Consider the following 20,398-nt stretch of genomic DNA (forward strand, 5'->3'; position numbering starts at 1 on the left):
TAGTTGGCTTGGGTGAATTTCACTAATGAACTTCTGCTAAACTACTGATTTTGGATGAAACTCCACAATCCTCAAAGAGTAGTCCGATGGAATTAATCAAAAATTAACTCCATCGGATGGATCTTATACACTGAAATTACACGAGTTGTGCCAAAGCTATTTTAAAGGAGCTTTCTGCCAGTTTGGTTTTTTCAGGATTTTCGGCATGTGTCTTTTCCAAGGCCTTTCGAATGGTTCTGCTTACATCATCGAAAATAGCCTGATCAGTCACTTCCGCTTTATCACTCATGAGGTAGGCAAATACTCGAGCCATCCCGCAATTTGCGATAAAATCAGGAATCAAGGCTATTCGATCATCTGTCCAGGCTCCGATTGGACCAAAGAAAATCTCCGAATCCGCAAAAGGCACATTAGCGCCACAAGAGATCACCTCTAATCCAGCTTCAACCATCCGCTCAGCTTGGGATTTAGTGATCAGTCTGGAAGCTGCTGCAGGGATAAAGATTTCGCTTTTCAGATCCCAGATTTTTTCATTCAGTTCATCAAAAGGAATGAGATCGTCTGCGACCAATTTATTTCCGGATCGGTTTAGGAATAATTCCCTTACCTCGTCCAGACTATAACCATTTTCATTGATCAATCCTCCCTCACGGTCGATAATACCAACAATTTTGACCCCTTCCACTGCCAAAAAGCAAGCTGCAGCTGCACCTACATTTCCCCAGCCTTGAATGACTGCTCTTTTTCCTTTTAGCTCACCTCCCCATAATTGATAATAGTGTCTCACTGCTTCCGAGACTCCATATCCTGTAATCATGTCAGCGACGGTATATTTCTTTACTCCGTTTGGGGTGAAATTTGGATCCTCTAGCACCTTGGATACTCCTTGACGAAGCTGTCCTATTTTTCTGATTTTTTGTGGTTCAGTAGCATGAAAATGACCGTTGACGATCCCTTCCTGTGGGTGCCAAAGACCAAATGATTCTGTCACAGGGATTACCTCATGGATTTCATCCACATTCATGTCTCCTCCAGTACCATAGTAATTTTTCAATAATGGCATCACAGCCTTGTACCAACGCTCTAGGACACCAGCCTTTCTTGGGTCATTGGGATCAAAATTTATCCCGGACTTTGCGCCCCCTATAGCCGGTCCTGAGACGGTGAATTTCACCTCCATGGTTTTTGCCAAGGATTCTACCTCACGCTTATCCAGTCCTTTTCGCATCCGCGTACCACCTCCGGCTGCGCCACCTCTGAGTGAATTGATCACCACCCAGCCTTCTGCTTCTGATTCGCTATCGCTCCATTCAAAGACAATTTCCGGCTGTTTATTTTCAAACTTCTTTAATAATTCCTGCATGAATATTTGGGTTTTTATTGCTGCGCAAAAATATAAAAATTAATACTGCTACCTAGCTACAGAAGGAGTATCGGTTATCCAAAGATCATACCCCCGGAGGAATCCCGATCGGCTCCGGTGACACTGCTTAAGCAATTAATTTCTCCCCTAAGTCTTAAAACACCAAGGAAACCAAATATTAATGCTTCTTTAAATTCGATTAGTTGGGGCGCTGTTTTTAGGATAGTTATAGCAGCATTAAGATGATTTTCAAGGGATTGGATAAAGAATTCATTGTATGCGCCACCTCCTGTCAAGAGTACTTTTGGATTAGCATTGCTGGAAAAATCTTTAATCACAGTACTGATTTGAAATGCATAATGGTCAATCAAAGTGGCAAGAATATCCTTTTCAGAAGCTTGAGAAGCCGAAATCAGGGGGAGGAAATCTTTTTCAAGATCTTCTCTTCCCAGAGATTTTGCGCTGTTTTTTTTATAGAAGGAAATTGAATTTAGACCTTTCAAGAGGTTTTGGTCTACTTTCCCCTCACTGGCCCATTTCCCTTGGTCATCGTAATCAGCTCCCAAAATTTTTGCTTGGGGATTGAGAAGAAGATTAAACGGACAAGTATCGAATGCGATTCGCTTTCCTTCCCAGTTCATACTGATGTTTGCGATTCCTCCGAGATTGATACAAAAATCCATTTCCGGAAAAAGCAACTCATCTCCTATCGGCACCAGTGGCGCTCCCTGTCCTCCCAGTTGTACATCCAGCATTCTAAAATCATTGATGACTTTGATTCCGGTTTGTTGATACAATGCCCAACCGTTTCCTATTTGTAAACTCAGTCCTTTTTCAGGCTGATGATATACTGTATGACCATGGCTGCAAATTGCATCCGGCTTACAACGGTATTTTTTGCAAAACTGATTTACTTGTTCGCCCATCCAATTCCCAAATCTGACATCAAGGATAGACAGCTCCAGTCCAGAAAGTGTATGACTTCTCATCAAGTCCAATTCAAGAGTTTTGGGAAAAGGAGAAGTTTCTGCCTCTAAAATTTGAAATGACCAAGATGAATCCTTATTGAATTCGCACAGAGCCAAGTCCAATCCATCTCCCGATGTGCCTGACATTAGACCTATAACTGTGTAGCTGGAGTGGTTCATGGGTTAAATTTTGTTAAGTAGCTGCTAGCTCAAAGATAAATTAACATTGATAAAATGACCTGCTTTTTATAATGGCTATTTTGCACACCTAATATTCATCCCTTGGCAAATCTGATCATTGATATAGGTAATACTCGAATCAAAGCTGCGCTTTTTAATCAGGAAGCGCTGCTTTGGGAGGCCGCATATGAAGACTTGGCTCAGGCAAAAGAAGGTTTTGATTCTCTGCAGTTTGAAGATTGTCTGATTAGTTCGGTGCGCTGGACTTATGAGGAGCTTCGGAAGGAATTTCAATTTGATTTTCTTTTTTTAACTCATGAGACTGCTTTTCCAATCCAAAATCAATATGCCTCTCCCCACACCCTTGGGCTGGACAGGATTGCTGCAGCTGTTGGAGCATGGTCCAAATCCGGAGGTAAGCCTGTTTTAGCAATTGATCTGGGAAGTTGTATCACTTATGAGTTGGTCACTGAAAGAGGGCAATACCTCGGAGGAGCGATCAGTCCAGGCCTGAGGATGCGGGCCAAAGCGATGAATCAATTTACAGCTAGGCTTCCTTTGGTCGAATTGAATCAAATACCGACTGAATTATATGGTAGCACAACAGTTCAATGCATGCAGATCGGAATCTGGTCTGGTGTCCGATATGAAATAGTCGGTCAAATCAATGGGTATCAGCAAGAATTTCCACAATTAAAGGTCTTTGTTTGTGGAGGAGACGCACAATCTTTTGATTCATTAGTAAAAGACCACATATTTGTAGTCCCAAATTTGGTCCTTTTTGGATTGAATGCTATTCTAAACCACAATGTTGAGTAAAATCAAATTGCAATTGCTGGGTGTACTCTGCACCCTTTTCTTATTTAGTGAAGTCTCTGCTCAGACCAGTTCCTCGACCTACAGTGCATTGGGTTTGGGAGAGTTTAATTATTCCGGAAGTGCCACCAATCAAGCAATGGGTGGACTTGGAATAAGCTATGGTACAGGCTGGAGCGTGAATTTTGTAAACCCCGCCTTATCCACTCGAAATACTATTTTCAATTTTGAGGCGGCCCTGAATTACAAAAAATTAAATGTGAATAATGGAAGCGAAACCTCCGATGTGGATGGTGGAGGACTTTCATACGTTGCCTTTTCACTTCCTGTAAAGTCTGGAAAAACAACACTTGGTCTTGGCTTAAATCAAATCAGCTCTGTAAATTATCGCTTGCTGATCAATAGCCAAGTCAATAATGCAACGATTAATGCTAATAATTTTATCAGAGGTGATGGTGGAATCTCTGAGGCCTATCTGAGTGCGGGATTTGTTGTTGCAAAAAATTTGAGTCTAGGCATACAGGGATCCTATTTATTTGGATCTTCTATCCGAACTAACCAATTGAGGTTGACCGACACTTTAGGAGTGGATGTGGGCATTCCATCTGAATATTATGAAAGATTAACAGTTTCAGATGTGGGGTATAAATTGGGTGCACATTACATGGTTCCACTTGGTGAAAAGAAGAATTTACACTTAGGAGCGATCTATGAAAACTTAGGGGCTGTCAATGGTAAGGCATTTGCCAAATTAGCCGCGATTGGTCAAGCCAATGACCTTGATACTGATGGTGATTTGATCGCCAATGATGAGCCTGGAAGTGTCTATATTCCAAATCGTTATGGGTTTGGTTTTTCCTTCGAAAAAGTGAATAAATATGCGATTGGACTAGAAGGTCAATACCAGGATTTCAAACAATATCGATCATTTTTGGATGACCCGACCCAGTTGAAAGAAGCTATCAAAATAGGTTTAGGATTTCAAATTGTTCCGGATTACTTGGCTATTGATAACTCGCTGAAGCGAAGTACTTATCGATTTGGATTGGAGTTTCAACAGACTCCCTACTATTTGAACAATACCAATATCAATGATCTTGGCATCAACTTTGGAGCTTCCCTACCACTGAACCAACTTTCTTTATTAAACCTTGCAATGAAGGTAGGACAACGTGGAACAACTAATAATGGACTCATCAGAGAAAACTATATCAACTTCACGTTAGGCTTCTCATTGAATGATAATAGCTGGTTCTATAAACGCGTATTTGAATAAAATTATAAACAATCAAGATCAAACTAAGTAATTACTTTTGTCAAAAAAATTAATATCCTTAAAATTGATCCCCGAATTAAACCGAATAATAAGATGAAACTGAAAGCTACACTACTGGCTCTATCTGCTGTCCTCCTGGCAGGTATGGTTCAAGCACAAGACGGATGGAATTGGCCTGCCGATCCAGCTCAAGAGGCGAAAGCAAGAGAATTGAACGCCGCCTATACGGATTACATGAAGTCAGAACAATTTGTGGATGCTACTCATCCATTGAATTGGTTGCTGGTGAATGTTCCTGAGTTGAATGAATCAATCTACATCAATGGCGTAAATATCTACAAAGGCGCTGCAGATGAAGTAACTGATGCTGCCAAAAAAGGAGTTTATCAGGATTCTGTGATTGCGATCTATGAAAAAAGAGGTGAGCTTTTCAATAACGAATCCAATTGGATTGAAAACAAAGCTTATTACGGATACCAGTTTTATAAAAGTGATAAGGACAAATTGAAAGGTGCTATTGCAGATTTTGAAAAAGCAATGGAGCTAAACGGGACAATTAATTATCAATTGACCGCAGCATACTTTGATTTGGTTTATCGTAATTATGCTTACAACAAGGCTTACACTGGTGAAGAGATCCTTGCGATTCATGATAAAATCCAAGCTATGCTAGATACTGAGGCTGCTAAAGGTACAGATGTAACCAATCAAAAAGGTACTTTGGAGCAACTGTTGGTGGCGATGGAATTAATTGATTGCGATTTCATCGAAAATACTATGGGATCAAAATTGAAGGCTGATCCTACCAATGAAGTATTGGCTGATCAAATTTTCAAGTATTCTGTACAGTATAAATGCTTCTCCTCTGCTGCTTTCCTCCAAGCATTGGAGATTAAACACGCTAAGGAGCCTAGCTTCTCTACCTCTCAGGTAATTGCTATGCGATACATGCAGGAGGATCAGTCAGACAAAGCTGAGGGAATGTGGAATCAGGCTTATACATTAGCCGAAAATGCTACTCAGAAATCAGATGCTAAAATGGAGCTTGCGAAAATCTATGCGAAGCAGGGCAAAAAGTCTGCGGCTAGAGCTGCTGCAAAAGAAGCTGCTGAATTGGACAACTCTAAAACCTCTGATGCTTATTCTTTGATTGGTGGCATGTACATGAACTCATTCAATGATTGTAAAGGAGGCGAAAGTAGAATTAAGGATAGATCAATCTATATCGCTGCTTACAATGCTTACCAACGTGCTGGCGATTCTCAAGGTATGGCGAGTGCTCGAAATCAATTTCCTTCAAGAGAAGAGGTCTTCACTGAAGGAATGCAAGTTGGAGCAACTCTTAACACAGGATGCTGGATTGGTGAGACAGTGACTTTGGCGACAAGAGATTAAATCCTAATAATTTATAAGAAAAGGCAGTCTATATGGCTGCCTTTTTTAGTTTCTATGCAGCGAGTTTTGACCTATCTTTGTGTTATGAAAACATTTTCCAATTTTCTTTTGGGCTTGATTTTTTTAGTATCGATGAATTCCTGTCGTGAGAGTGTTGATGTTGCTGCTATTCAAGTTTATGATGGACCTACTAATACTGCAATAAACATTCATTTGATAGAAAGCGACTCTGCTATTATGAGATTGGATATCAAAGCTCCAAAGCAGTTAGAGTTTGCAAATGGGAACATGGAGTTTCCGGATGGAATAGCGATTCAGTTTTTTGAAAAGGATGGAAGCTTAGGGACTACTTTGCGGGCTGACAAGGGTTACTTTCTCAAATCTGAAAATTTATATAAAGGGGTCGGAGATGTGCAAGTCAAAAATCTGATCAAAGACCAATCGCTTCAAACCGAAGAAATCTTTTGGAATCCGAACGAAAAGCGGATCTACACAGATAAATTTGTTACGGTACAGGAAAAGCAAACTCTTTTTAACGGTACGGGTTTGGAAGCAGATCAATCTTTTTCCACTTACAAACTGATGAATGTTCGAGACAGCAGAACATTACTTCCCGGTGAAGGGATGTAAAAAGGAATCAAATTTCTTTCCTTTAATTTGCACTGCCAAACGACTTCCAAAATTTCATTGCATTGAAACTTACTGACGCAATTATACTTTCACTTTCATTAGCCCTGATTATCATTGGGGTTCATCAGTCGCTAACTGTAGGAATTGAAGCCTCCTACGCAATTTTTATGTTTGCGGTAGCTTTGTTATTTTGGTTTCAATACCGTAAAATGAAAGTCCCACAAGAACCTCCTTCGGATAAGAAGAAAGCCAAATCCTCCAAAAAACGCTAATAATGGAAGTATCTTATTTTATATATGTGATCATCACATTGATTTTTTCAGCGTTCTTTTCAGGAATGGAAATCGCATTTATTTCTTCCAATAAGTTGCAAATCGAACTTCAAAATAAGCAAGGCGATCTAACAGGCAGGCTATTAAGTGTTTTTGTTCAAAGACCTGGTCAGTTTATTGGGACAACGCTGATGGGCAATACCATCTCTTTGGTGCTTTATGGAATTTTTATGGCTTACCTGATGGAGGAGCCATTAAAGACGATATTGCCTAGTGCGTTGAATAATGAAGGTTTTATTCTCTTTTCTCAGACAATTGTCTCCACATTGATTGTTTTGATTACTGCTGAATTTCTTCCGAAAAGCCTTTTCATGCTGAATCCAAACAGTATGTTGAATTTTTTCGCATTACCATTTTGGTTGATTTATGTCTTGATTTACCCGGTTGTATGGACTACGGTATGGTTGTCGAGATTTTTTATCACCAAGATCCTTCGATTGGAGTACAGTGAAGATAAGCCTGTATTTACAGTAACTGATTTGAATAGCTTTATTCAAAATCACATTACTAAGGCCAAAGAAGAAGGGCACGTCGAAATTGACACTAAAATTTTTGACAACGCGGTAGAATTCAAAACAGTCCGCTTGAGGGAATGTATGGTTCCAAGAACCGATGTAGTGTCCGTTGAAGTGGAAGATTCTATGGAGGAATTGAAAGCGGTTTTCGAAGAAAGCGGGCATTCAAAAGTAATTGTGTATCGAGAGACGATCGATGATGTGATTGGATATTGCCATCAGTTAGAGCTTTTCAAAAAGCCCAAAACCATAGCGGAAATCCTTACTCCGATTATCATTGCACCTGAATCTGCCTTGGCCAATGAGTTGTTGATTCAGTTTATCCAAGAGCGAAAAAGTCTGGCTTTGGTCGTAGATGAGTTTGGAGGGACGAGTGGAATCGTCTCGATGGAAGATATTATTGAGGAAATTTTTGGCGAAATAGAAGATGAATATGACAGCGATGATCTGATGGAGCAGAAAATATCCGATCAGGAATTTGTGCTCAGCGCCAGACATGAAATTGATTATTTGAATGATAAATATGAGTGGGATTTGCCAATAGGTGACTTTGAGACGCTCTCAGGCTTGATTCTCTCGCTTACAGAGAACCTTCCCAAGAAAGGAGAATCAGTCACAATTGGACCATATACCTTCACGATTATGACCAAGCAAGACCATCGAATTGAAACAGTTAGGCTCAAAATTAACTCCTCCGGGATTTTTTAGATAAAGCTTTGATTCAGAATATATTTTGAATTTCGTTACTAATGCTATTATTTTGCGACTCCTAAAAAAGCGTAGTAACAATAATGGCGTTAATTAAACAAATAAGACAGCGGACAGGTCTCGCAATCGGTGTAATCGCCGGCGGGTTGATTTTATTCCTTCTAGGAGGAGATTTACTAAGTCCAAATTCCTCACTTCTCAACTCCAGTCAAAATATCGTGGGTGAAATCGCAGGTGAGGATATCACCTATGAGGAATACATCCAAAAGGTAGAAGAAGTTAAAATAGCCTACCAGCAGCGAACTGGAAGAGCGCCTTCTGAAGTGGAGATGTACACTATCCGTGAGCAGGCTTGGCAGACAATGATTGTTGAGCGTGTGTTTGATGAAGAATATGAGAAGCTCGGACTAACTATTTCTGATGCCGAGTTGGTGGATATGGTGCAAGGCAAAAATATTGTTGCTGAATTGCGCCAGCAGTTAGTAAATCCTCAAACTGGTGAATTTGATAAAAGTCAGTTGGTTTCTTTCCTTCAATCATTAGAGACAGCAGATCCTGCGCAGCAGGCATTTTGGGCTCAGCAAGAGCGTCTATTTGCAAATTCCAGATTGAGAATCAAATATGACAATCTGTTGGCAACATCGGAGTTTGCTACTCAGGCAGAAGCTAAAATGGAATACAAATCTGCAAATACCATTGCAGATGCTTCGATTCTATATATCCCTTTTTATGCTATAGCAGATGATGAGGTGAAGGTTGAGGAAAGCGAAATGAAAGCTTACTTAGCTAAAAACAAGGATAAGTTTAAGACCGGTAATACTGCAAATATCGAATACGTAAGCTTCAGCATTCTTCCAAGTGGTCAGGATTCTTCTGAAGTGATCAGCGAGATTACTGCTCTTACCGAAGAGCTAAAGACTGTAGCTAACGATTCAACCTTCGCAAGTAGAAATTCAGATAATCCTACGGCTTTCTATACGTTCAAGCCAGGTGAAGAATTGCCAGCAAATTTGACTTCAAATGCTGGAAGTGATTTAGAAGTTGGAGCTGTTTACGGTCCTTTTGTAACTCCAAATGGAAGTTATGTTTCTTACAAAATTTCTGATCGATATGATGGAACTCCTAGAATGAGAGCTTCCCATATCCTTTTCAGTACAGAAGGCATGGACGAAGCAACAAAAGAAGCTGTAAAAGCACAAGCCGAGGAAGTTTTGGCCGAAGTGAAGACTAGTGGAAATTTTGCAGTTGCTGCAAGTCAATATGGTCAGGATGGAACGGCTCAGAATGGTGGAGACCTTGGGTGGTTCGCAAAAGAAGACTTTGTGGAGCCATTTGCAAATGCAGTCTATGCTGCCAAAGCAACAGGAATACTTCCAAACTTGGTTGAAACTGAGTATGGTTATCATATCATTGAGGTGACCGAAATGTCAAAGTCTACTTACACTAAAGTAGCCACACTTGAGCTTGAACTAGTGGCAAGCGACGCTACTCGGAATGAAGCGTTCAGAAATGCGGATTCTTTTGCTGCAAGCTCTGGAAACAGAAACCAGTTTACTGAAAATGCTATAGAAGATAATTACAGAATCTTGCAGGCAAATAATGTTGACGCAAACGCCAGAAATTTAAATAATCTTCCTAACGCTCGGGAAATCATCCGATGGGCATTCTCTGAAGCTTCAGAAGATGAGGTCTCTTCAGTTTTTGAACTGGATAACTCTTATCTAGTTGCGACTTTGGTAAGCAAGAAGGAAGAGGGAGACGCTACTCTGGCTGATGTGAAAGAGCAGGTAGAAACTCAAGTAAGAAATGAGAAGAAAGCAGAGTTGATCCAGTCCAAGTTGAAAGGTATGACTACGATGGAAGCGATGAAGGGAGTATTTCCAGAGGCAGCTTCTCTTAATGAGATTCCTGACTTGAAATTGAGTTCATCAGTTATTCCAGGAGTAGGATTTGCGCCAAAAGCGATCGGAGCTATTTTTGGGATCAAGCAGGGTGAGCTAACCCAGCCTATCAAAGAAGATATCGGAGTTATTGTATCAAGGCTTAACACCTTGACTCCTGCTGCCGAAATAGGTGACTACAGTGGATTCCAGGGTCAGTTGACTCAGAGTGCTTCACAGCGAACTTCCTACCAAGTCATGATGGCTTTACAGGATTTAGCGGATGTGAAGGACTACCGTTACAAATTCTTCTAAATAAGAAATTCACAATTTGAACCCATGCCTACCAGCATGGGTTCTTTGTTTATGTTCAATTAGAGATTTGTTGATATGCAAAAAGAATTTAATAAAGACTCTTTCAGAGAAAAACTCCAAGCCAGCGGACCATTTCCGATGCTTTATATGTTTAAATTTATTGTTCCAAATGGAAAAGAGAACCAAATTGCGGCGCTCTTCCCAAAGAATGAAATAGAGCTTAAGGCAAGTTCAGGCGGAAAATACATCAGTACCACCATCCAATCAATGATGGATACACCTGATCAAATAATTGAGATTTACGAAAAAGCTGCTGTGATCGAGGGAGTAATTTCACTTTAACCCAAAAATTATGTGGAAAGAAGAAGACAATAAACTTAAGAATACATTTAAATTCGGAGATTTTCAGGAGGCTTTCGCCTTTATGACCCGAGTTGCATTTTTGGCTGAAGCCCATCAGCACCATCCCAATTGGAGCAATGTCTATAATACGGTTGAAATCGAACTAACCACTCATGATTCTGGGAATACTGTGACAGAAAAGGATCATAAGTTGGCAAAAGCTATAGATGGAATCGGCTAATGACTGAGCATCCTATAAATCTTTTTTTGGTACCTACTCCGATTGGTAATTTGAAAGATATCACGCTTCGAGCAATAGAAGTATTGAAAAGTGCAGATGTCATTCTCGCAGAAGATACACGTACTAGCGGGAGCTTACTCAAGCATTTGGAGATTTCTAGGCCGCTACAGAGTTACCATATTTTTAATGAGCATAAGACGGTACAGCGCTTGGTGGATCGAATGAAGGCAGGGGAGGTTTTTGCCTTGATCAGTGATGCCGGAACACCTGCGATTTCTGATCCTGGCTTTCTACTCGTTCGCGAGGTGCTAGCTGCAGGATTGGATGTACAGTGCCTTCCTGGCCCTACAGCCCTGATTCCTGCTTTGATCAATAGTGGACTTCCAAATGATCGATTTGTGTTCGAAGGTTTTTTGCCTCATAAGAAGGGTCGAAAAACACGGATAGATAATCTCGTTGAGGAAGTTCGGACCATGGTGTTTTACGAATCTCCACATCGACTTATGAAAACGTTAGAGCAGCTTTCCGTGGCATTTGGTCCAGAAAGACAAGCTTGTGTTTCTCGTGAATTGACCAAACTTCATGAAGAAAATGCAAGAGGAACTCTAGCAGAATTGATCGAATATTACCAAACCAATCCACTTAAAGGAGAAATAGTACTTACTGTAGCTGGTAAAAACCCCAAAGCCTAAAACACATATGATTAGTTCTTCAAAATTATCCCAACTACTCGAAGAGGTACAAGGTGTCGCCAAAGAGGCGGGAGCTTTTATCCGCAAGGAGCGCCAACATTTCTCTCTCGAAAAAGTGGAACATAAGGGCTTGAATGATCTTGTTTCGTATGTTGATAAAGAGGCTGAAAAGCTCATCGTCTCCAGATTAAGTAAAATCCTTCCTGAGGCTGGTTTTATTACTGAAGAGGGTACTGCTGCCGAGACTGTGGCAGAATTAACCTGGGTTATAGATCCTTTGGATGGTACTACCAATTTCATCCACGGGCTTCCGGTATTTGCAGTTAGTATTGCCTTGATGGAGAAAGACGAAGTAGTGCTTGGAGTGGTTTACGAGGTCAATCGTCATGAATGTTTTTATGCTAAGAAAGGTGGAGGTGCATTTTGTAATGATACCAAGATTCAAGTCAGCTCCGCCAAAACCTTATCAGATTCACTCATAGCAACTGGATTTCCATACTATAATTTTGAGTTGATCGATAAATACATGTATGCCTTAAAGGAGCTAATGCAATGCACACATGGACTTCGTAGACTAGGAAGTGCGGCAGTTGATCTTTGCTATGTAGCTGCAGGTAGATCGGAAGGTTATTTTGAATACAATCTCAACTCCTACGATGTAGCGGCCGGAGCTTTGATCGTAGAGGAAGCAGGAGGGACAGTTACTGATTTCAAAAAAGGGCGGGATTTTATTTTTGGGCGACAGATCGTTTCCACTAATGGGTTGATTCATGCCGAATTTTTGGAGAAAGTTGAATCTATTTTGAACTAAGCCTACTTCAAAAAGAAGTACCAGATAATTACCGTTACGATTGAAATTGGAATTCCCAAGCCAGAAAGCAATGCAGCAAGTTTTGGACGGAGTCCGTATTGAATGGCGACGAGAGAACCGGTGATCATCGGAGCCATTCCGCTTTCCAAGACAGTCGTTTTAAAAGTAATTTCATCCATGGAATTGAAATTTCTATAAATCAGCCAAACCAAGGCAGGGGCAAGGACCAAGCGGTAGCCTATCCCAAGCCAAAAATGACTTGAACGTAATGATTCAAAATCTACTGAGAATCGCATTCCAATCGCAAAAATCGAAACCGGAACCATTGTTTTAGCAATCATCGATGCCAGTGGTAGAATAAATTCAGGGGTTTTCCATCCAAGTAAGCTCATCGCCAAAGTCAATAGCAAAAATAGGAATGGCGGAAAGCTCAGGATTTTCAAAGGGATCTTTCGTAGGTCACTTTCCTGATGAGAATATAGAGATGCCACCAGAATTGCTACAGAGGATACTAACAAAAATGAACCCCCCTGATCGATTAAGAGAGCGATTGGTAAGCCTTCATTTCCAAGCAAACCCTCAATTACCGGAAAACCTAGAAAAGAAGTATTTGCAAGACCTGATACTACTACCAGACAGCCTGTAGTGGCGGCATCCCATTTCAATAATTTTCCTAATGTGCCAAAAATCAGCCAAGAGAGGAAGAAAGTAAACCAAGCGGCGGAAATAGGAAGAAGTAAATCCCAACCTGGATTGATATTTGGGATATAAAGCAATGCCAAAGCAGGCAAGACAAGATTGAAAAGGTAAAAATTTACCCATTTGCTTACTTTCTCGAGGGGGAAGCTATCTTGCTTTTGAAGAAATAAGCCAATAAAAAGAAAAATTACGGCTATGATGGCGCTAGTCATAGAGTTTGATATAAACCGAAACTTTTATTAACATAAAATTAATTTATTAAAATTGTAGGTTCCTGATAACCAGTCTACTTTTGTGAGGTTAATTAATTCTTATGACGAAACTTATACCAATTTTTATAAATGGGAAAAAATGGGTTCAACTTTCCCAGCTTTCCCAAGACCAAGCAAATGTGATCAAATCATGGCTTCCTGTAAATAGTTTGAGAAAAATCCTTTTCCACGGAATGGAGATAAGCGATTGTTTGGATTTTGATACCTACGAATACTGGTTTAATTCCAATGAGGTGTCTAAGCAAAAGCAAGCGTATTTGGATTTTTAATCCAAGCCAAAACTTTTCCGTTTTTCCTCAAAATATTTTTCCAGCTCTGGATAGAAACTACTTTCGGCTATGGGGATCCCGTCTAAAATTAATTCCATCCCGCCCTCCAGTTGATCAGTATTTACTTGAATTCCTTCCAATAAAAAGATCAAGTCCTCCAAAGTGAGCTCCTCTTCCACAGAAGACGGATAGATCAGGTATTCATTTCCATAGAAATCCACCGCCTCGAACTGAATTTTCCGATCTAGCCAATGCGCATAGATACTCAATTGCTCTCCCCACTTACTTTCCGGATAGCTTAGCTTGACCAACAAAACCGAAGTATTGTCTGCTTTGAAGTAGCTTTCAGGGCGGAATTTGAAATCAATCATCTTTCAAAAATAGGAATTCCTTTTCATTCCTATTTGGTATCTGTTTTAAGGATTGGATAATCGGGAGTTTCGGGCTATTTTTGGGCCTATTTGATTTCGACTACTTTATCGAAAAACCTTTCCGAAATTGCTTTCAAACGCCTGATTATGAAAAGAGATTCACTTGTTTTTGATCTTATTGCCAAAGAAGAAGACAGACAAAAAAGAGGAATTGAGCTAATTGCCTCAGAAAATTTTACCAGTAAACAAGTAATGGAGGCCGCAGGGAGCGTCCTGACAAATAAATATGCAGAGGGTCTACCCGGCAAGCGATATTATGGAGGCTGCGAAATAGTAGATGAAATTGAGCAACTGGCGATAGATCGTGCCAAGAAACTTTTCGGTGCGACTTGGGCCAATGTTCAGCCTCATTCTGGAGCGCAGGCTAATGCCGCCGTTTTTCTTGCATGCCTTAAGCCTGGGGATTCAATTTTAGGTTTTGATTTGTCGCATGGTGGTCACTTGACCCATGGTTCGCCAGTGAATTTCTCAGGAAAGCTTTATGATCCGCATTTCTACGGAGTTGAGGAAGAGACTGGAGTGATCGATTATGATAAAGTTGAAGCAAAAGCACTTGAAGTCAATCCGAAACTTTTGATTTGTGGGGCATCAGCCTACAGCAGGGATTGGGATTACGAGCGATTGAGAGACATTGCTGATCAAGTAGGAGCAATTTTATTGGCCGATATCTCGCATCCATCAGGATTGATCGCTAAGGGGCTTTTAAATGATCCTCTGGAGTATTGCCATATTGTTACGACAACTACTCACAAAACCCTAAGGGGGCCAAGAGGCGGTCTAATAATGATGCGTGAGGACTTTGATAATCCATTTGGAATCACCAACCCGAAAGGCGAACTGAGAAAAATGTCTGCACTACTTGACGGAGGTGTTTTCCCTGGAACTCAAGGCGGACCTTTGGAGCATATTATTGCTGCTAAAGCGATTGCATTTGAAGAATGTCTTTCTGATGAATACATGCATTATATCCTTCAAGTGAAAAAGAATGCATCCATTATGGCAGATGAGTTCGTAAGTAGGGGATATAAACTCATCTCTGGAGGAACAGACAATCATTTGATGCTAATCGATCTTCGAAATAAAGACCTTACTGGAAAAATTGCAGAGGAAACGCTCGGGAAAGTGGACATTACGATCAATAAAAACATGGTTCCATTTGATACCAAGTCTCCTTTTGTAACTTCTGGAATGAGAATAGGTACCCCAGCGGTAACCACCCGTGGACTCAAAGAAGATGACATGAAAAAAATCGTAGATATGATTGATCGAGCACTGATTAATCATGATAACGATGCCGAACTGGCAAAAATCAAAAGTGAGGTAAACTCCTGGATGATTCAATTTCCACTTTATTAAGTAGCATAATTCCAACGTGGCGCTAGACCAATATCAAGAAGAAGAGGAAGAAGGAGGAATGTCCTTCCTGGACCATTTAGAAGCTTTGCGATGGCATTTGCTTCGCTCCGTTTCTGCCATACTTATTTTCACCGTAATCGCATTCCTTGCTAAGAGCATCGTATTTGGGATCATTATCTTGGGACCATCTAAGATTGATTTCTTTACCTACAGATGGCTTTGTCAGCTTAGCGATTACGTGGGTGTTCCGGCACTTTGCATCGATGAGTTGCCGTTTACGATTCAAAGTAGGCAAATGACTGGTCAGTTTTCGATGCACATGACCTCCAGTTTAATGGTTGGTTTCATAGTGGCTTTCCCATATGTTTTCTGGGAAGTTTGGAAATTTATCAGTCCTGGATTATACGATAAAGAACGGAATGCAGCTCGTGGAGCAGTTTTCTTTGTGAGTTTGCTTTTTTTCTTAGGAGCGGCATTTGGGTATTTTATCCTTGCCCCGCTATCAATCAACTTCTTGGCAAACTATCAGTTGGATCCTTCGATCCTGAATGAATTTGATATCACATCCTATGTCAGTACGCTGACTATGCTGGTAATGGCATCTGCGATAATGTTTCAGTTACCAGTAGTAGTTTATTTCTTGGCGATGTCAGGGTTAGTGACTTCCGGGATGTTGAGGTCCTATAGAAGACATGCTATAGTTGTCATTTTGATACTTGCTGCAGTTATTACTCCCCCGGATGTAATTAGTCAGATTTTGATTGCAATGCCAATTTTGGTGCTTTATGAAGCAGGAATCCAAATCGCGAAGCGCTTAGAAAAGAAACGAGCAATCAAGGAAGCAGAAGATGATGTTGACGATGCCTTATAACTTTAAACAGATTTGAAATTATGTCATTGAAAATAGCGATTGGAGGCGACCATGCTGGGTTTGAATACAAAAGCAGAATTGTAAAAAAACTTGAATCTCAAGGATATGTTGTTAAGGATTTTGGCCCTTTTTCAGAAGCCTCAGTAGATTATCCAGACTACGTTCACCCACTGAGTAATGCCATCGAAAAAGGTGAATTTGATCTGGGCATAGTGATCTGTGGAAGTGGAAATGGTGTCGCAATTACTGCCAATAAGCATCAGGGAATCCGTGCAGCGCTATGCTGGAATGAGGAATTGGCCGCTTTGGCAAGGCAACACAACAATGCAAATGTATTGGCACTTCCAGCTCGCTTTATTTCCTATGAATTGGCAGAAAAGCTTGCTGAGATTTTTCTTACTACCGACTTTGAAGGTGGAAGACATCAGAATCGAGTAAATAAAATCGCTTGTTCTTAATGAACCTTTAAAACTAAAGCCCAAAGAATTTAACCTCTTTGGGCTAATTTTTTTAACCTATTCATCCGATTAAAACAGTAAAGGCACCTGAGTAAATTTCCGCTCCACAGCCTGCTGTATCTCCCACTCTCAAAGCTGGTTTCCCTCCAATAAATACAGAATTGCTCCCGATGTTAAAATTACTTTCTTTGGGATGAGTTGATGTATCTGTTTGCTCGCATAGATGAAGATCCCCAACACTTGCTGCGGGCATACTCTCAATCAATACAGTCGGATTTGCAGGTCCGGCTATGATACCACCATGGGAAGTTTTATCTGATAATCGTGCGGCTGGAGGCATTTTTAATTGATTTGTACGATTGAACCTTTGACAACTGTCGAACCACTTGAGCTAAGTTCCGCTCCGGCGCTGGCTTTTAGCTCAAGATTTGCAGTGCTAGCTGCTTCGATGTTTGTACCAGTTAGCTTTAAGTCTCCAGCGGCCTTTAGATGGAGATCTTTAATGCTTTCCAAAGAAATTCCATCTTGATCTAAGGCTATTTTATTTCCCAGAGAATCCTCGATCTGAATTTGATCTTCATCCGAGAGTTTTATTTTAGAACCTCCTTGAGTTTCGATAAGAATGGATTTTTCATCGTCATCAAAAATAAGCTTAAGCTTATTTTTCGTCAGAATTCCTTTTAGATTATTATCGTCCGACTCTGGGAAGGGAGCTGGATTTTCACCACTGTGAAGAGCTCCAAGAATTATTGGATTTTTATAACCTCCATCTAGGAAAGAGACAACTACTTCATCACCAATTTCCGGAAGGAAATGCAAACCTCTAAGGTTCCCAGCATCTGGAAGGCACACTCTAGCCCATACTCCTTCAGCTTCAGAATCCATAAGTGGTAATTTGATTTTTATTCTGTTTTGTTGCAATGGATCACCTTCTAATGCCCCTACAATTCCAATTTGAAGGCCAGAAAATATTCTCTGATTTGACTCCTCGACCGATTGATTTGGAATGCCAATCTCTAATTTTGTGATCCAATGCCCATTGGAAATGAGATGAGAAACTCCTGAAACCAGAGCATTTCCACTCAGACGGTTACCGAAGTTCATCAGCTCAACAAGATCTCCGACATTAATATCGGCTGAACCGGCAATTTTTATATTTCCCTTTGCAACAGATAATATAGACTCAGCAAGCTTATTCTGCAACGCAGTGGACATTTCCTGGATTGAGTCATATTGATTTTCCAAGAGTTCAAAATTTGGAAGCGCTATACTTTCTGCAAGTTCTTTCAGCAAAATATCACTCAATTGAAAATCCACTTCTTCGATACTTTGATTTTGGTAATTCCAAACCTTCCCAATTACACTTTTGTGAATTGAGCTGGCATCTATTTGCAGGCTGTAAGCCTCCGCTTTGTTTTTAGTCAATTTATGGGCTGGATTTCCTACAAGTGTCAATCGCTTTAGAGTGAGTTTTCCTGATTTCAAAATCACATAGCAGCCATTTTTTTTTGCAATTTTTAGGATGAAATTCCAATCTGAGCAATTAGGCTGAATTAGACTATGTGGAGTTGATGTTAAGTTTTCAATCTCAACTGTCAATTCGGGATAGTGACTAATCACTGCAGAGACTATCTCAGAGTCACTCATATTATTAAAAATGGAGGCCTTTTCGGTACTATTCAATACGAAAGCAGGATCTTGAAGCTCTAGGATCAGTACATTTCCGCTTTCAGTTTGTTTGACTGTTTGTGATAGTATGATCCCGGAAAATATTTCTTTTTCTTCTCTCGTATATCCTGCGCTTATTTTTAGCTCAACTCCAGGCAAAAAATCCAAAGAATCGCACCACTGGAAATCAGGATCTGCCAATTCTATGGAGGCAGTAGAAATTTGATTTAAGGTCTGATTAATTGTCAACTTTATGAGCTGTACTTTTTTGGAAATCAAGGATCCATTTGCCAAGACAGAAATAGAAAGAATTCGATCTGACGGTTTGACTGAAGGTCTTTGAGCTAAAATTGATCTTTTCTTGGTCATAGTAAATCTGTAAAAAGTGTATAGAAAAACAATATGCTAATCGAGTGATTGGTCAAATCACTAAATAAAGTATTGCATATATTCCTGATAACCAAGACTTGCAGGGAAAATCAAAAAAAGGGAAGCTTATTTTTTCAATTCAAAAACCCCGGGCTTTGTTGCTTGATAATCCTTTTGGAGGGAGGGAAACTGCTCTAAGAGTGCTTTAAAATCACCGTTTGGATCTAAAACCTGCGAAGCCTTTTGGATTTGAAGCAATTGATAGATTCTTGCTTTTTCGGGTAGTCCACGTTCTTTTTCAAGATAGATCTTGCTCAATTCATAGTTTAAAAAAGGTCCACCAAGGGAAGATTTTTGGAAAGGAGTCAAATCATTTCCCATGATCATCAATGAAGGGCTGTAGCTTTCCTGAGTTTCCTGGATCAGATAGTTCTGGCTACTGAAGTTTTGCCAATACCACCAGCAAGCGATAGGTAGGCCTATGGTCAAAAGGTAAAATGAAAGATTAGAGATAAGTCCCCTTCTAAAATTGATAAAGAATTGAGTAATTAAATAAGTGAGTGCTGGGATGAAAATCACTAATTGATAAGCAGCTTGTCTTTTGATTAATAAGAATTCAAAAGCCGAAAATATCAACCAAAGAATGATAAGTTGCCTTTGTTTTTGTTGGTTTATCGTAGATCCACGTAATACCGATGCTATAAAATAACCGATTAGGGCCAATATAATTGGGAAAGCACCTAACATTAGCCAATCAAAAATGCTCTGAAAATTAGTCTTTTCAGTAAGGAATGAAAGAGGCCAAATTTCTAATGCCTCCTTGAGACCTTCTCTCCAAAAATAAAATACGCCAATCAGTATGATAGGAAGGAAATATCCGATCAATGAAAGCATCAGCTGACGAAAGGAAAAGCCGCTGATAGCAATTCCGGTAAAAATCAGATAGGGTAAAAATAGTAAATAATTTGGCTGGAAGCCGGTTGCAATCCCTGCATATAACCCAATCAATAAGGTTGATTCAGTGGTTTCTTTTTGTAAGACAGTCTGTGAAAACAACTGCCCCAAGGCCAAAATCAAAAAACAACTTCCCAAAAGTGCGGGACTCAATGTGACCATGTCAAAGCAGAAATGGAACAAAGCTGCCATGATGATGGCTGGTAAATAGGTGTTTTCCTCAAATGCCCTAAACTTGATAAGAATAGAATTCCAATACAAAATCTGAAATATGATTAGCGCCCGGCCAATTAAATCATATGCGAGTTGGCTTCTGCCAAACAAAAAATCCACAACCCTAAAAAATGCCGCAGACAAAGGCCCCGTATTATCGATGATATCCCTGTAAAGTAAAAACCCCTCTCCTACTCGTTCGCCCAGCAATATCCAGGAGAGCTGCGTCGTCGTAAAAGAAAATGGATTTATCAGAAGGTAAGCCAAAGTCAAAACCAGAAGGTAAATTCCGATTCCGATTAGCCTAAAGGGATCATTGACTCTAAAGAAACTTAACAAGGTGATTTGAGAAAAGAGATGTGTAGGTTTTACCC

Annotated in this window: 22 protein-coding genes; 15 read left to right on the top strand and 7 right to left on the bottom strand. The window is 40.2% G+C overall.

All coding sequences use genetic code 11. From position 1 onward, the window contains the following. Positions 1-136 precede the first annotated feature (136 nt). Positions 137-1,363: a Glu/Leu/Phe/Val dehydrogenase dimerization domain-containing protein gene (locus BVC88_RS01725; protein ID WP_075348913.1), complete on the bottom strand. Its 1,227-nt coding sequence runs from the start codon at positions 1,361-1,363 to the stop codon at positions 137-139. Positions 1,364-1,437: 74 nt separating this feature from the next. Continuing rightward, positions 1,438-2,511, bottom strand: coding sequence for an anhydro-N-acetylmuramic acid kinase (locus BVC88_RS01730; protein ID WP_075348914.1), 1,074 nt, complete (start codon positions 2,509-2,511; stop codon positions 1,438-1,440). Positions 2,512-2,613: 102 nt separating this feature from the next. Between BVC88_RS01730 and BVC88_RS01735 the strand changes: the two genes are divergently transcribed. The 11 genes from BVC88_RS01735 to BVC88_RS01785 all read left to right on the top strand — a co-directional run bounded on the left by BVC88_RS01735 (position 2,614) and on the right by BVC88_RS01785 (position 12,464). Beyond that, entirely contained in the window at positions 2,614-3,330 is a 717-nt protein-coding gene (locus tag BVC88_RS01735) for a type III pantothenate kinase (protein ID WP_075348915.1), read from the top strand. Continuing rightward, positions 3,320-4,603, top strand: coding sequence for a hypothetical protein (locus BVC88_RS01740; RefSeq protein WP_075348916.1), 1,284 nt, complete (start codon positions 3,320-3,322; stop codon positions 4,601-4,603). The genes BVC88_RS01735 and BVC88_RS01740 overlap by 11 nt, the downstream gene beginning before the upstream one ends. 93 nt (positions 4,604-4,696) lie before the next feature. After that, positions 4,697-5,998 carry a hypothetical protein gene (locus BVC88_RS01745; protein WP_075348917.1) on the top strand — a complete coding sequence of 434 codons (1,302 nt, stop codon included), beginning with the start codon at positions 4,697-4,699 and terminating at the stop codon, positions 5,996-5,998. Positions 5,999-6,082: 84 nt separating this feature from the next. Then, positions 6,083-6,628 (top strand): LPS export ABC transporter periplasmic protein LptC, encoded by a 546-nt coding sequence (gene lptC, locus BVC88_RS01750; protein WP_075349421.1) that lies wholly within the window; start codon positions 6,083-6,085, stop codon positions 6,626-6,628. A 62-nt stretch (positions 6,629-6,690) separates the two neighbouring features. Then, a complete protein-coding gene (locus BVC88_RS01755) occupies positions 6,691-6,900 on the top strand; it encodes a hypothetical protein (RefSeq protein ID WP_075348918.1) in 210 nt (69 codons plus the stop codon). Between the two features lie 2 nt (positions 6,901-6,902). Then, positions 6,903-8,183: a hemolysin family protein gene (locus tag BVC88_RS01760; protein WP_075348919.1), complete on the top strand. Its 1,281-nt coding sequence runs from the start codon at positions 6,903-6,905 to the stop codon at positions 8,181-8,183. 83 nt (positions 8,184-8,266) lie between these two features. After that, positions 8,267-10,378: a peptidylprolyl isomerase gene (locus BVC88_RS01765; RefSeq protein WP_075348920.1), complete on the top strand. Its 2,112-nt coding sequence runs from the start codon at positions 8,267-8,269 to the stop codon at positions 10,376-10,378. A 75-nt stretch (positions 10,379-10,453) separates the two neighbouring features. Next, positions 10,454-10,720, top strand: coding sequence for a DUF493 family protein (locus BVC88_RS01770; protein WP_075348921.1), 267 nt, complete (start codon positions 10,454-10,456; stop codon positions 10,718-10,720). A 10-nt stretch (positions 10,721-10,730) separates the two neighbouring features. Then, positions 10,731-10,961 carry a 4a-hydroxytetrahydrobiopterin dehydratase gene (locus tag BVC88_RS01775; protein ID WP_075348922.1) on the top strand — a complete coding sequence of 77 codons (231 nt, stop codon included), beginning with the start codon at positions 10,731-10,733 and terminating at the stop codon, positions 10,959-10,961. Then, positions 10,961-11,653 (top strand): 16S rRNA (cytidine(1402)-2'-O)-methyltransferase, encoded by a 693-nt coding sequence (gene rsmI / locus BVC88_RS01780; protein WP_075348923.1) that lies wholly within the window; start codon positions 10,961-10,963, stop codon positions 11,651-11,653. The genes BVC88_RS01775 and rsmI overlap by 1 nt, the downstream gene beginning before the upstream one ends. Before the next feature lie 7 nt (positions 11,654-11,660). Then, a complete protein-coding gene (locus BVC88_RS01785) occupies positions 11,661-12,464 on the top strand; it encodes an inositol monophosphatase family protein (protein ID WP_075348924.1) in 804 nt (267 codons plus the stop codon). Between the two features lie 2 nt (positions 12,465-12,466). On the opposite strand, the gene BVC88_RS01790 is transcribed toward BVC88_RS01785, so the two are convergent. Continuing rightward, positions 12,467-13,375 (bottom strand): AEC family transporter, encoded by a 909-nt coding sequence (locus BVC88_RS01790; protein ID WP_075348925.1) that lies wholly within the window; start codon positions 13,373-13,375, stop codon positions 12,467-12,469. Positions 13,376-13,476: 101 nt separating this feature from the next. On the opposite strand from BVC88_RS01790, the gene BVC88_RS01795 reads away from it, so the two are divergent. After that, positions 13,477-13,704: a hypothetical protein gene (locus tag BVC88_RS01795; protein ID WP_075348926.1), complete on the top strand. Its 228-nt coding sequence runs from the start codon at positions 13,477-13,479 to the stop codon at positions 13,702-13,704. Here the strand turns inward: BVC88_RS01795 and BVC88_RS01800 are convergent. Further along, positions 13,701-14,075 (bottom strand): UDP-glucuronosyltransferase, encoded by a 375-nt coding sequence (locus BVC88_RS01800; RefSeq protein WP_075348927.1) that lies wholly within the window; start codon positions 14,073-14,075, stop codon positions 13,701-13,703. The two genes, BVC88_RS01795 and BVC88_RS01800, sit on opposite strands and share 4 nt — an antisense overlap. 147 nt (positions 14,076-14,222) lie before the next feature. Here BVC88_RS01800 and BVC88_RS01805 point away from each other — a divergent pair, with 147 nt between their 5' ends. The 3 genes from BVC88_RS01805 to rpiB are packed head-to-tail and all read left to right on the top strand — an operon-like array spanning position 14,223 to position 16,820. Next, the gene (locus BVC88_RS01805; RefSeq protein ID WP_075348928.1) at positions 14,223-15,491 is read left to right on the top strand and encodes a serine hydroxymethyltransferase; all 1,269 of its coding nucleotides are present in this window, start codon (positions 14,223-14,225) and stop codon (positions 15,489-15,491) included. A 16-nt stretch (positions 15,492-15,507) separates the two neighbouring features. Next, positions 15,508-16,362 carry a twin-arginine translocase subunit TatC gene (tatC, locus tag BVC88_RS01810; RefSeq protein ID WP_075348929.1) on the top strand — a complete coding sequence of 285 codons (855 nt, stop codon included), beginning with the start codon at positions 15,508-15,510 and terminating at the stop codon, positions 16,360-16,362. 20 nt (positions 16,363-16,382) lie between these two features. After that, entirely contained in the window at positions 16,383-16,820 is a 438-nt protein-coding gene (gene rpiB, locus BVC88_RS01815; RefSeq protein WP_075348930.1) for a ribose 5-phosphate isomerase B, read from the top strand. A 61-nt stretch (positions 16,821-16,881) separates the two neighbouring features. Here the strand turns inward: rpiB and BVC88_RS01820 are convergent, their stop codons facing one another. The 3 genes from BVC88_RS01820 to BVC88_RS01830 form a co-directional block, all read right to left on the bottom strand. Further along, complete coding sequence (locus BVC88_RS01820) at positions 16,882-17,160, bottom strand: PAAR domain-containing protein (protein ID WP_075348931.1); 279 nt, start codon at positions 17,158-17,160, stop codon at positions 16,882-16,884. 2 nt (positions 17,161-17,162) lie between these two features. Next, positions 17,163-18,857: a type VI secretion system tip protein VgrG gene (vgrG, locus tag BVC88_RS01825; RefSeq protein ID WP_075348932.1), complete on the bottom strand. Its 1,695-nt coding sequence runs from the start codon at positions 18,855-18,857 to the stop codon at positions 17,163-17,165. A gap of 126 nt (positions 18,858-18,983) precedes the next feature. Then, positions 18,984-20,363: a hypothetical protein gene (locus tag BVC88_RS01830; RefSeq protein ID WP_075348933.1), complete on the bottom strand. Its 1,380-nt coding sequence runs from the start codon at positions 20,361-20,363 to the stop codon at positions 18,984-18,986. Positions 20,364-20,398: the final 35 nt, after the last annotated feature.

This window comes from Algoriphagus marinus, from assembly GCF_001936475.1.
Lineage (GTDB): Bacteria > Bacteroidota > Bacteroidia > Cytophagales > Cyclobacteriaceae > Algoriphagus > Algoriphagus marinus.

Excerpts from the sequence above, each read along its gene's own strand:
- BVC88_RS01725 (WP_075348913.1), bottom strand. The coding sequence starts at position 1,363 with ATGCAGGAATTATTAAAGAAGTTTGAAAATAAACAGCCGGAAATTGTC.
- BVC88_RS01730 (WP_075348914.1), bottom strand. The coding sequence starts at position 2,511 with ATGAACCACTCCAGCTACACAGTTATAGGTCTAATGTCAGGCACATCG.
- BVC88_RS01740 (WP_075348916.1), top strand. The coding sequence starts at position 3,320 with ATGTTGAGTAAAATCAAATTGCAATTGCTGGGTGTACTCTGCACCCTT.
- BVC88_RS01745 (WP_075348917.1), top strand. The coding sequence starts at position 4,697 with ATGAAACTGAAAGCTACACTACTGGCTCTATCTGCTGTCCTCCTGGCA.
- lptC (WP_075349421.1), top strand. The coding sequence starts at position 6,083 with ATGAAAACATTTTCCAATTTTCTTTTGGGCTTGATTTTTTTAGTATCG.
- BVC88_RS01760 (WP_075348919.1), top strand. The coding sequence starts at position 6,903 with ATGGAAGTATCTTATTTTATATATGTGATCATCACATTGATTTTTTCA.
- BVC88_RS01765 (WP_075348920.1), top strand. The coding sequence starts at position 8,267 with ATGGCGTTAATTAAACAAATAAGACAGCGGACAGGTCTCGCAATCGGT.
- BVC88_RS01770 (WP_075348921.1), top strand. The coding sequence starts at position 10,454 with ATGCAAAAAGAATTTAATAAAGACTCTTTCAGAGAAAAACTCCAAGCC.
- BVC88_RS01775 (WP_075348922.1), top strand. The coding sequence starts at position 10,731 with ATGTGGAAAGAAGAAGACAATAAACTTAAGAATACATTTAAATTCGGA.
- rsmI (WP_075348923.1), top strand. The coding sequence starts at position 10,961 with ATGACTGAGCATCCTATAAATCTTTTTTTGGTACCTACTCCGATTGGT.
- BVC88_RS01785 (WP_075348924.1), top strand. The coding sequence starts at position 11,661 with ATGATTAGTTCTTCAAAATTATCCCAACTACTCGAAGAGGTACAAGGT.
- BVC88_RS01790 (WP_075348925.1), bottom strand. The coding sequence starts at position 13,375 with ATGACTAGCGCCATCATAGCCGTAATTTTTCTTTTTATTGGCTTATTT.
- BVC88_RS01795 (WP_075348926.1), top strand. The coding sequence starts at position 13,477 with ATGACGAAACTTATACCAATTTTTATAAATGGGAAAAAATGGGTTCAA.
- BVC88_RS01800 (WP_075348927.1), bottom strand. The coding sequence starts at position 14,075 with ATGATTGATTTCAAATTCCGCCCTGAAAGCTACTTCAAAGCAGACAAT.
- BVC88_RS01805 (WP_075348928.1), top strand. The coding sequence starts at position 14,223 with ATGAAAAGAGATTCACTTGTTTTTGATCTTATTGCCAAAGAAGAAGAC.
- rpiB (WP_075348930.1), top strand. The coding sequence starts at position 16,383 with ATGTCATTGAAAATAGCGATTGGAGGCGACCATGCTGGGTTTGAATAC.
- BVC88_RS01820 (WP_075348931.1), bottom strand. The coding sequence starts at position 17,160 with ATGCCTCCAGCCGCACGATTATCAGATAAAACTTCCCATGGTGGTATC.
- vgrG (WP_075348932.1), bottom strand. The coding sequence starts at position 18,857 with ATGACCAAGAAAAGATCAATTTTAGCTCAAAGACCTTCAGTCAAACCG.